The organism is Rhizobium sp. PRIMUS64, assembly GCF_023006465.1.
GTDB classification, from domain to species: domain Bacteria; phylum Pseudomonadota; class Alphaproteobacteria; order Rhizobiales; family Rhizobiaceae; genus Rhizobium; species Rhizobium leguminosarum.
The window spans coordinates 1-9,797 of record NZ_JALBGX010000193.1 but is presented as its reverse complement, the minus strand read 5'-3'; the positions used below and the strand labels follow the sequence as shown (position 1 = coordinate 9,797).

At 60.7% G+C, this 9,797-nt stretch carries 14 protein-coding genes; 6 read left to right on the top strand and 8 right to left on the bottom strand.

The window, feature by feature from the left end; translation table 11 throughout:
• The 4 genes from MOV76_RS36495 to MOV76_RS36480 form a co-directional block, all read left to right on the top strand.
• A partial coding sequence (locus MOV76_RS36495) for a biotin/lipoyl-containing protein (RefSeq protein WP_247266373.1) occupies positions 1–275 on the top strand: 275 nt, incomplete at its 5' end.
• 4 nt (positions 276–279) lie between these two features.
• Positions 280–1,635 (top strand): acetyl-CoA carboxylase biotin carboxylase subunit, encoded by a 1,356-nt coding sequence (accC, locus tag MOV76_RS36490; protein WP_018241835.1) that lies wholly within the window; start codon positions 280–282, stop codon positions 1,633–1,635.
• A 7-nt stretch (positions 1,636–1,642) separates the two neighbouring features.
• The gene (gene aat, locus MOV76_RS36485; protein ID WP_247266372.1) at positions 1,643–2,257 is read left to right on the top strand and encodes a leucyl/phenylalanyl-tRNA--protein transferase; all 615 of its coding nucleotides are present in this window, start codon (positions 1,643–1,645) and stop codon (positions 2,255–2,257) included.
• Between the two features lie 76 nt (positions 2,258–2,333).
• Complete coding sequence (locus MOV76_RS36480; protein WP_028732031.1) at positions 2,334–3,263, top strand: DUF2167 domain-containing protein; 930 nt, start codon at positions 2,334–2,336, stop codon at positions 3,261–3,263.
• Between the two features lie 87 nt (positions 3,264–3,350).
• Here the strand turns inward: MOV76_RS36480 and MOV76_RS36475 are convergent, their stop codons facing one another.
• From MOV76_RS36475 to gatB, 5 genes are all read right to left on the bottom strand, one after another.
• Positions 3,351–3,791, bottom strand: a complete 441-nt coding sequence (locus MOV76_RS36475; protein ID WP_028732032.1) for a DUF2155 domain-containing protein — start codon at positions 3,789–3,791, stop codon at positions 3,351–3,353.
• A gap of 114 nt (positions 3,792–3,905) precedes the next feature.
• Positions 3,906–4,304: an NADH:ubiquinone oxidoreductase subunit NDUFA12 gene (locus MOV76_RS36470; RefSeq protein ID WP_018241831.1), complete on the bottom strand. Its 399-nt coding sequence runs from the start codon at positions 4,302–4,304 to the stop codon at positions 3,906–3,908.
• Positions 4,305–4,407: 103 nt separating this feature from the next.
• Positions 4,408–4,881 carry a GNAT family N-acetyltransferase gene (locus MOV76_RS36465; protein ID WP_247266374.1) on the bottom strand — a complete coding sequence of 158 codons (474 nt, stop codon included), beginning with the start codon at positions 4,879–4,881 and terminating at the stop codon, positions 4,408–4,410.
• Positions 4,882–4,885: 4 nt separating this feature from the next.
• Positions 4,886–5,389 carry a GNAT family N-acetyltransferase gene (locus tag MOV76_RS36460; RefSeq protein ID WP_018445599.1) on the bottom strand — a complete coding sequence of 168 codons (504 nt, stop codon included), beginning with the start codon at positions 5,387–5,389 and terminating at the stop codon, positions 4,886–4,888.
• Between the two features lie 3 nt (positions 5,390–5,392).
• Positions 5,393–6,895 (bottom strand): Asp-tRNA(Asn)/Glu-tRNA(Gln) amidotransferase subunit GatB, encoded by a 1,503-nt coding sequence (gene gatB, locus MOV76_RS36455; RefSeq protein WP_028732034.1) that lies wholly within the window; start codon positions 6,893–6,895, stop codon positions 5,393–5,395.
• 129 nt (positions 6,896–7,024) lie between these two features.
• Between gatB and MOV76_RS36450 the strand changes: the two genes are divergently transcribed.
• Positions 7,025–7,327, top strand: a complete 303-nt coding sequence (locus tag MOV76_RS36450; protein WP_018445601.1) for a DUF1294 domain-containing protein — start codon at positions 7,025–7,027, stop codon at positions 7,325–7,327.
• 13 nt (positions 7,328–7,340) lie between these two features.
• On the opposite strand, the gene MOV76_RS36445 is transcribed toward MOV76_RS36450, so the two are convergent.
• A complete protein-coding gene (locus tag MOV76_RS36445; protein ID WP_003558950.1) occupies positions 7,341–7,850 on the bottom strand; it encodes a GNAT family N-acetyltransferase in 510 nt (169 codons plus the stop codon).
• 309 nt (positions 7,851–8,159) lie between these two features.
• Between MOV76_RS36445 and MOV76_RS36440 the strand changes: the two genes are divergently transcribed.
• Positions 8,160–8,417, top strand: a complete 258-nt coding sequence (locus MOV76_RS36440) for a YjhX family toxin (protein ID WP_018241825.1) — start codon at positions 8,160–8,162, stop codon at positions 8,415–8,417.
• A 49-nt stretch (positions 8,418–8,466) separates the two neighbouring features.
• Here the strand turns inward: MOV76_RS36440 and MOV76_RS36435 are convergent, their stop codons facing one another.
• Positions 8,467–8,742, bottom strand: coding sequence for a hypothetical protein (locus tag MOV76_RS36435; protein WP_247266371.1), 276 nt, complete (start codon positions 8,740–8,742; stop codon positions 8,467–8,469).
• A gap of 104 nt (positions 8,743–8,846) precedes the next feature.
• The coding region (locus MOV76_RS36430) for an amidase family protein (protein ID WP_247266370.1) at positions 8,847–9,797 on the bottom strand (951 nt) is incomplete at its 5' end.

Below are 9,797 nucleotides of genomic sequence, written 5' to 3'. Positions count from 1 at the left end.
CAGTCGCTGCCGCCCCGGCCGCAGCTCCCGGCCGCAACCCGGCCAATGTCGTCAATGCACCGATGGTGGGCACCGTCTACATGGCGCCGGCTCCGGGCGCGCGTGCCTTCATCGAAGTCGGCGCGACCGTCAAGGAAGGCCAGACGCTCCTGATCATAGAAGCGATGAAGACGATGAACCAGATCCCCTCGCCGAAGTCAGGCAAGGTGACCGAGATCCTCGTCGATGACGGGCATCCCGTCGAATACGGCCAAGCCCTCGTCGTCATCGAATAGGCCCATGCCCATGATTTCGAAAATCCTCATCGCCAATCGCGGGGAAATCGCCCTTCGCGTGCTCCGGGCCTGCAAGGAGCTCGGCATCGCCTGCGTCGTGGTTCATTCCACCGCCGACGCCGATGCCATGCATGTGCGACTTGCCGACGAAAGTGTCTGCATCGGCCCACCCTCCTCGCGCGAAAGCTATCTCAACATCCACCAGATCGTCGCCGCCTGCGAGATCACCGGCGCTGACGCCGTGCATCCGGGCTACGGCTTTCTGTCGGAGAATGCCAAGTTTGCCGATATCCTCGAAGCCCACGGCATCACCTTTATCGGGCCGACGGCGGACCATATCCGCATCATGGGCGATAAGATCACCGCCAAGACGACGGCACTGGAACTCGGCATTCCCGTCGTTCCGGGTTCGGACGGCGAAGTGAAGACCGAAGAGGATGCGCTGAAGACAGCCGCCGAAATCGGCTATCCCGTGCTGATCAAGGCAACCGCCGGCGGCGGCGGACGCGGCATGAAAGTCGCCAAGAGCGAGGCCGACGTGATCGAGGCCTGGTCGACGGCGCGCACCGAAGCGGCAGCCGCTTTCGGCAATGATGCCGTCTATATGGAAAAATATCTCGGCAAACCGCGCCACATCGAAATCCAGGTGTTCGGCGACGGCGAAGGCAATGCCATCCATCTCGGCGAGCGCGACTGCTCGCTGCAGCGCCGCCATCAGAAGGTCTGGGAAGAGGCGAATTCGCCGGCACTTAACGTCGAGCAGCGCATGAAGATCGGCCAGATCTGCGCCGACGCCATGAAGAAGCTGAAATATCGCGGTGCCGGCACGATCGAATTCCTCTATGAGAATGGCGAGTTCTATTTCATCGAAATGAACACCCGCCTGCAGGTGGAGCATCCGATAACCGAAGCGATCACCGGCATCGACCTGGTGCATGAGCAGATCCGCGTCGCTTCCGGCGGCGGTCTCTCGGTGACTCAGGACGAAGTGCATTTTTCCGGGCACGCCATCGAGTGCCGCATCAATGCCGAGCACCCGCGCACCTTCGTGCCCTCACCCGGCACGATCACGCATTTCCACGCGCCGGGCGGCCTTGGCGTGCGCATCGATTCCGGTGCCTATCAGGGCTACAAGATCCCCCCTTATTACGACAGCCTCATCGGCAAGCTGATCGTGCACGGCCGTACCCGCGTCGAATGCATGATGCGCCTGCGCCGGGCGCTTGACGAATTTGTCGTCGACGGCATCAATACGACGCTGCCGCTGTTCCAGGATCTCGTCTCCAACCAGGATATCGCCAACGGCGACTACGACATCCACTGGCTGGAACACTACCTCGCCAACAACCCGGCGGCATAGGACAGGAATGGCAGGATCGCGCAGGAAGTCACCAGGCATCACCCCTGACATTCTCCTGCGCGCCTATTCTATCGGCCTCTTCCCGATGGCCGAATCCGCCGACGACCCGGAGATCTTCTGGGTCGAGCCGGAATTGCGCGGCGTGCTGCCGCTCGACCATTTCCACGTGTCGAAAAGCCTTGCCAAGGCGGTGCGCAAGAAACCCTTCGAGATCCGTTTCGATCACGCGTTCGATGAGGTGATCGCTGCCTGTGCGGAGGAGACATCCGGGCGCCCCAGCACCTGGATCAACAAGACGATCAGATCACTTTACTCGACGCTCTTCGACATGGGCCATGCCCATACGGTCGAAGCTTGGGAGGGCGATGAACTGGTCGGCGGCCTCTACGGCGTCTCGCTCGGCTCGGCCTTCTTCGGCGAAAGCATGTTTTCGCGCCGGACGGATGCCTCGAAGATCTGCCTCGTGCATCTCGTCGACCGGCTGCGGGAAAGGGGCTTCACGCTGCTCGACACGCAGTTCACCACCGAGCACCTGAAGACGTTCGGAGCGATCGACGTTCTGAAGGCCGACTATGCCCTGATGCTTTCTGCGGCAATGGAGTCGCCGCACCTTAAGTTTTAAGCGCGATCAATTCGTCCATGCGTTGATTTTTCAGCCGATTTGGCTAGGTTCGAAAAATACAACGGGGGATAGAATTTTGAAACGATATTTTGCAGCCGCGATCCTTTTGACCTTGTTTACGGGTCAAGCCGGCGCACGCCCATACCAGGACATGTTCCCCAGCAGGACCGATTTTTCCGACGCGGAAAAGCCGTTGCTGGAGAAGCTTGATTTCCAGCAGGGCGTGATCAAGCTGCCTGAAGCGAAGGCAACGCTAAACGTGCCCGCCGACTTCTACTATCTCAGCCCTGCCGACACGAAGACGGTGCTCGTCGACATCTGGGGAAATCCTCCGGCGGCCGCGGAGGGAACGATGGGAATGATCTTCCCGGCGAAATACGCGCCGACCGATGTCGAGGCCTGGGGCTCCATCGTGGAATACAGCGCCGACGGCTATGTCTCGGATGTCGACGCCGCCACGACGAATTACGACGAATTGCTGCAAAACATCAAAGATTCCATCAGGGAAAACAACGTCGAACGTCAAAAGCAGGGTTTTCAGAAGATCACGCTTGTCGGCTGGGCTTCCACGCCGCACTACGACACATCGGCGCATGCCATGCACTGGGCGCGTGATCTGGTGTTCGGCGATGACACGCAGGCACAGCACACGCTGAACTATTCCGTGCGCGTGCTCGGACGCCAGGGTGTATTCCAATTCGACTTCGTCGCCGGCCTCGCTCAATTGAGGGAGATCGAGGGCGTCATTCCGTCCGTCACCAAGCTCGTGCAGTTCGACAAGGGGATGGCCTATACTGACTATGTCGAAGGTGACAAGATCGCGGCCTATGGGATGGCGGGAATGATTGCTGCCGGCGCGGGCGCCAAGATTGCCGCCAAGGTGGGATTGCTGGCATTCGCCCTCGCCTTCTTCAAGAAGGCCGGCGTCCTCGTCTTCATCGTGTTCGCCGCTGCGCTTCGCTTTGCCAAGGGCCTTTTCAGCAGGAACAAGACACCCACTGCATAGGCTCACCAGGCTACTGCGTAATTCAACGCGTTACAGCGTCTGCCCGTCCGAAAAGACGCGCGGCGCTGTAAGGCGTGATGAGAGGTGTTAGCGGGCTGTCGCCTTGGTGCCGTCGGGAGCCGGGACGTCCGAGGTTGTCTTGCAGTCTTTCAGCCAGACGTCGTAGATCGGGTGTTCGACAGCGTTGAGGCCGGGGCTGGCGGCGAACATCCAACCAGTGAAGATGCGGCGGATCTTGCGGTCGAGGGTGATCTCGTCAACCTCGACGAAACCGTCGATCTTCTGCGCTTCCGACTGGTCGCGCGAATAACAGGCCTTCGGCGTCACCTGCAGTGCGCCGAACTGTACCGTCTCATCGACATAGACGTCGAACGTCGTGATGCGGCCGGTGATCTTGTCGAGGCCGGAGAAGACGGCAACCGGATTTTCGATGCGTGCGGCATTTGCCGCAACTGGCGGAAGCAGGGCCGAGAGCGCCAGCAGCGATCCGGCGGCACGCAGGACCTTGTTCCGCGTGAAGAGCTTCATGTGTACCCGTCTCCAGACATTTTCAGTTCACACCGCGGTCAAGCGCGGCCAACCTGCGGGTAAAGGTCAATTGTGGCCAAAAGCCGGGTCTTGGGATCGCCCGGTCGGGCCGCCTCAGTTGCCCGGCGTCCAGGCGTCGTAATCGCCGGTGACGCGTGGACGCTCGCCCGGAACCGCGATGGAGCCCGGTGGACGATAGGCCTGCGGTGAACCGGTATGGTTGGGACGGTGCGGCTTTTGCCATTCCTTGGCGACGTAGCTCTCCTTGGACGGAGGAACATCGGTGCGATGATGCATCCAGCCATGCCAACCCGGCGGAATGGCGGAGGCTTCGGCATAACCCTTGTAGATCACCCAGCGCTTCGGCAGACCGTAGGAAGACATGCCGCCTTCGTAATAGACGTTGCCGAATTCATCCTCGCCGACGCGCTTGCCAAAACGCCAGGTCGCAAAACGCGTGCCCATCGTCTGACCGTTCCACCAGGTAAAGGTCTGAACCAGAAGATTCCACATGTCTTTTCCTTGTGCCCGCCAGATGCGAGCCAAACCAGAATTCGTTTCCTCGCTTATGCCGTCGCCAAGCCGAATTGTCCAGCGATTCCACGACAGCCACGGGTCATTTCAAAGCCATCTTAAAGCCCAGATGGGAGGGTTTGAAGCCCAGCCTTTCATAGAAACGATGGGCATCCCTACGCACCGCATTCGAGGTTAGGGCTACCCGCATGATACCGCGGCCTTTTGCCTCGGCAGTGGCGAACTCGATCATCGCGGCACCGACCCCCTGCCCGCGCATATCGGCACGCGTCTGCACCGCCTCGATGATCATCGCCGAGGAGCCACGGCCAGTGAGCGACGTGGTCACCATCGTCTGAAACGTGCCGACCACCTCGCCGCCGCGCTCTGCGACGTAAAGTGTCTGGTCGCGCGAAGCCTCGATGACAGCGAAGGCCCTGAGATAATCCGGGAAGGCTTCAGCTTCCGTGGTATCGCCATGACCGCCAAGCGCATCGGCGGCAAACATTGCCACAAGCGCCGGCAGATCTTCCCTGCTTGCCTTGCGAATGACAATGTTGGGCAACTCGACCACCACGGCCTCAATGCCCTTCGAGCGGCTTTTCAAAGATCAGCGCCGGAATGCCGGATTGCCCGGCTCCGCTATTCTCGTTGCGGCCGACTTCGGTGAAGCCGTGCGAGAGATAGAAGGCGATCGCCGCCGCATTCTGCGGTTCGACTTCGAGACGCATGATCTCCGCATCCGGGAAGCAGGTTTCGAGCTCGGCAAAGATATCGCGGCCGATGCCTTGGCGCTGCAGCGCCGGCCTGACGTAGAGGAGATGCAGGATGACCGTCTTCGTCAGTGCCTGCGACATTGCCGCATAACCCATGCCGCCGATATTGCGGCCGTCGTCGGCGACTAGGAATTCGGCATCCTTTCGCACGAGGCGCGCCTTCAGCGCCGCCGGCGAAAAGAGATGGGCGATCAGATCCCCCACCCTGGCTGCGCCATGAAGGCCGTCATAGGTGGCGTGAAAGCTCTCCGCCAGGAGGGCGCGCACCTTCTCCAGGTCGCGCTCACCGGCAGTGCGGACGAAATACACCGCTTATTCCTCGATGCCGAGCTTCGCCTTGACGAGGGCCTGGACAGCCTGCGGATTGGCCTTGCCGCCGGTCGCCTTCATCACCTGGCCGACGAACCATGCTGCCATGGTCGGCTTCGCCTTGACCTTTTCGACCTGATCGGGATTGGCGGCGATGATCTCGTCCACGGCCTTTTCGATCGCGCCGGTATCCGTCACCTGCTTCATGCCGCGCGCCTCGACGATATCAGCGGGATCGCCGCCTTCGGTCAGCACGATCTCGAAGAGATCCTTGGCGATCTTGCCGGATATGGTTCCCGCCTTGATGAGATCGATGATGGCGCCGAGCTGGGCCGGCGAAACCGGCGTCTGCTCGATATCCTTGCCGGTCCGGTTCAGGGCGCCGAGCAGATCGTTGATCACCCAGTTGGCGGCCGTCTTTCCGTCACGGCCTGCGGCGACGGCTTCGAAATAATCGGCAATCGCTTTTTCGGAAACGAGCACCGAGGCGTCGTAGATCGACAGGCCGAGCTCGCGCACGAAGCGTACCTTCTTGTCGTCAGGCAGTTCCGGCAGATCGGCTTCGAGCGCCTTGATGAAGGCATCGTCGAATTCAAGCGGCAGCAGATCCGGATCGGGGAAATAACGATAGTCGTGCGCATCTTCCTTAGAGCGCATCGAACGCGTCTCGCCCTTGTTCGGATCGAAAAGGCGGGTCTCCTGATCGATCTTGCCGCCTTCCTCCAGAATGCCGATCTGGCGACGGGCTTCATATTCGATCGCCTGTCCGATGAAGCGGATGGAGTTGACGTTCTTGATCTCGCAGCGCGTGCCGAAACCCTCGCCCGGGCGGCGGACGGAGACGTTGACGTCGGCGCGCATCGAACCTTCGTCCATGTTGCCGTCGCAGGTGCCGAGATAGCGCACGATCGAGCGCAGCTTGGTCATATAGGCCTTGGCCTCGTCGGACGAGCGCATGTCGGGCTTGGAGACGATCTCCATCAGTGCGACGCCGGAACGGTTCAGATCGACATAGGACATGGTTGCGTGCTGGTCATGCATCGACTTGCCGGCGTCCTGCTCCAGATGCAGGCGCTCGATGCCGATCTCGATATCCTCGAACTGGCCCTGACGGTCCGGCCCGAGCGAAATGACGATCTTGCCCTCGCCGACGATCGGATCCTTGAACTGGGAGATCTGATAGCCCTGCGGTAGGTCGGGATAGAAATAGTTCTTGCGATCAAAGAGGGAGCGCTTGTTGATCTGGGCTTTCAGGCCGAGGCCGGTGCGAACAGCCTGCTTGACGCATTCCTCGTTGATGACGGGCAGCATGCCGGGCATGGCTGCGTCGACCAGCGAGACGTTCGAATTCTGCGGCTTGCCGAATTCCGTCGAGGCGCCGGAGAAGAGCTTCGAATTCGACAGCACCTGGGCATGGACTTCCATGCCGACGATGACTTCCCAGTCGCCGGTGGCGCCGGGGATGAAGCGTTTCGGATCAGGCGTGCGGACGTCGACAAGGGTCATCTGATGCTCTTTGCAGGCTGTTCTTTTCCACTGGTGAGGTAAAGGAAATGGTGTGCCGGTGCAAGGCTTTCGCCGTGGTCCGCATCACGGTTTTGCCGTTCGTTAACGGAGCCACGCTAGGGTTTCCCGATGACGATGATCGATATCCTCAAATCGGCCTTGCTGTTTCTGACGCTGAACCTCTTGGTGTTTTCGATCTATTTCATGGACAAGCAGGCGGCGCGCCACGGCAGGTGGCGCATCAGCGAGCGCACGCTTCTCATCCTTGCGCTGATCGGCGGCAGCCTTGGCGCGCTGGCTGCACAGCAGTTGCTGCGGCACAAGACGAGAAAGGAGCCGTTCCGGTCAATCCTGGCGGCGATCCTGATCCTGCACGGCGCACTAATTGCTGTGCTGGCGTTCCTGCCGCAATGGAGCCCTCTCCTTCTTTAGGATTCTTGAAGCATCAGAATTCCAGCCCATAGCCACCTTGGCCATCCGAAACGAGCTGTTTCGTCAGTCCAACGGAGGGCACGTCTCGGTCGAGCTTCGGATTGTAGGCAACCGAGAGCCAGTGAATGCTGTAGCCGTGCTTCTGGAAGAAGCCGATCGCTTCGCTATTGCCGGAATGGGTCTGCATCGCCGCCTTCTCGAGGCCCTGATCGGCGATCTCCTTTTCGATGCGGACGAGAAGGGCCGAACCGAGGCCCTGGCGGGTGAAGGCGGGATCGATCCAGAAATCCGAGATGGTTTCGTCCAATCCCTCGCGCGCCGCCCAGCCTGCGACCTGGCCGTTCTGCTCGACAACGGTGATGGTCAGCCAGTCGTTTTCTACGAAGTTCCGAAAGGCGTTGCGCGCTGCATCGATCATCGCGTCCGATTCGCCGATCGACGCCATCGCATTTTGCCAGGCCCTGAGCCCGATCTCGCTCAATAGCTCCGCTTCACCGTCGCGGGCATTGCGAATGTGGATCAACGACACCTCCGCGTTACCCTTCAACTAGACCATTGAGTCGCGGAATTTACCAGTACCTCCAAAGGGATGATCGGCCAAAAGTAAGGTTTTCGACTGGTTTTGACCTGAGACCACGCTCTTGACCGAATTTTCCGGGCTGAATAATAAACCCTATCGAGGTGTTTTATGTTGAGCCTGCCTGAGACCCGGTAAAGGCCCTGCCCGCAAGTTCGCTTGCGCGCATGGGCCCGAAAAACGAAGCCCTGACGTTCGAATGAGCGCCAGATCGTTTTTGTGCGCCCTGCCGGGCGCGACACCGGATCTCAACACATGGACATTTCTCGCACGGAGCAGCGCATCCTGCATCTCATGGCCCAGGGCGGGCGCATTGAAATTACCCGCGACGACGACAGGAAGATCGAAGCGGTCAGTTGCTTCACCCGCGACGGCTGGGTCTATCCCGGCGTCGACCTCGATCTCTTCCGCAGGCTGAAGCGGCTAAGGGCAATCAAGTCCTCAGGCGGCCAGCCCTACCGGATCACCGAAAGAGGGCTGAGGCTGGTTAGGTCACAGCTGAACAACAGGTAATAGTGGCACTCCTGATCGCGTCTCAAACGGGCGCGGTCAGGGTGTCGCCTCAAGCCTTTGCAGAGAGTTCCGTCCGCATCGCCGACCACTCGTCGGCCATCGAGCCCGTGCCGCGCGTCTTGCCGGCACGGCGATACCAGTAATCGGCGTTCCAGTCATCACCCTCGATGCGATGGCAAAGGGCGTGCCCCCAGTCGAACGGCTGTTCGCCTTCGTGGCGCTGGCAGATGTCGTGGAGCGCCTGCCAATCCGGGCCTATGGTGAAACCGCCGGCAGCGAGGCGATCAGCTGCCTCGATCAATTGCGCAAGATCCTGTTTCGGCATGAGGCCTCCTCCCGGTTCCGGCTGTCAATTAGCCAACCATGCGGCAAAGCCGAGGGCGCCGACCGCTTCGTGGTCGGCAGCCGCTATCGGGATCGTTAGCTCCGTTACCACCACTTGGCCGGCGTAAACCGGCCGGCCGCCTGCTCGATGACATGGGCGGTCTTGAAGAGGGTTTCCTCATCGAAGGGCTTGCCGATCAGCTGCAGGCCGAGCGGCAGGCCCTTGTGATCGAGACCGGCCGGCACGGCGATGCCGGGAAGGCCTGCCATGTTGACCGTCACCGTGAAGATGTCGTTCAGATACATCTTCACCGGATCGGCGGCGAGGTTCTCATCGGCAACGCCGAAGGCCGACGACGGCGTTGCCGGCGTCAGGATCGCGTCGACGCCGGCGTCGAAGGCCAGTTCGAAATCGCGCTTGATCAGCGTGCGGACCTTCTGGGCGCGGATGTAATAGGCATCGTAATAACCGGCCGACAGCACATAGGTGCCGATCATGATGCGGCGCTTGACTTCCTTGCCGAAGCCCGCGGCCCGCGTCTTCTCATACATGTCGACGATGTCCTTGCCGTCGACGCGCAGGCCGTAGCGCACGCCGTCGTAACGCGCGAGGTTCGAGGAGGCCTCGGCCGGAGCGACGATGTAATAGGCTGGAAGAGCGTATTTGGTGTGCGGCAGCGAGATATCGACGATTTCGGCGCCGGCATCCTTCAGCCAGGCGATGCCTTGGCGCCAAAGGGTTTCGATCTCGTCGGGCATGCCCTCGACACGGTATTCGTTCGGGATGCCTATTTTCATGCCCTTCAGCGATTGGCCGAGAGCTGCTTCGTAATCCGGAACCGGCAGATCGACCGACGTCGTGTCCTTTGCATCGACGCTTGCCATCGACTTCAAAAGGATTGCGGCATCGCGCACGTCGCGGGCGATCGGGCCTGCCTGGTCGAGCGAGGAGGCAAAGGCGACGGTGCCCCAGCGCGAGCAGCGGCCATAGGTCGGCTTGATGCCGACGGTGCCGGTGAAGGCTGCCGGCTGGCGGATCGAGCCGCCGGTATCGGT

Excerpts from the sequence above, each read along its gene's own strand:
- accC (WP_018241835.1), top strand. The coding sequence starts at position 280 with ATGCCCATGATTTCGAAAATCCTCATCGCCAATCGCGGGGAAATCGCC.
- aat (WP_247266372.1), top strand. The coding sequence starts at position 1,643 with ATGGCAGGATCGCGCAGGAAGTCACCAGGCATCACCCCTGACATTCTC.
- MOV76_RS36475 (WP_028732032.1), bottom strand. The coding sequence starts at position 3,791 with ATGAAGCTCTTCACGCGGAACAAGGTCCTGCGTGCCGCCGGATCGCTG.
- MOV76_RS36470 (WP_018241831.1), bottom strand. The coding sequence starts at position 4,304 with ATGTGGAATCTTCTGGTTCAGACCTTTACCTGGTGGAACGGTCAGACG.
- gatB (WP_028732034.1), bottom strand. The coding sequence starts at position 6,895 with ATGACCCTTGTCGACGTCCGCACGCCTGATCCGAAACGCTTCATCCCC.
- MOV76_RS36450 (WP_018445601.1), top strand. The coding sequence starts at position 7,025 with ATGACGATGATCGATATCCTCAAATCGGCCTTGCTGTTTCTGACGCTG.
- MOV76_RS36440 (WP_018241825.1), top strand. The coding sequence starts at position 8,160 with ATGGACATTTCTCGCACGGAGCAGCGCATCCTGCATCTCATGGCCCAG.
- MOV76_RS36435 (WP_247266371.1), bottom strand. The coding sequence starts at position 8,742 with ATGCCGAAACAGGATCTTGCGCAATTGATCGAGGCAGCTGATCGCCTC.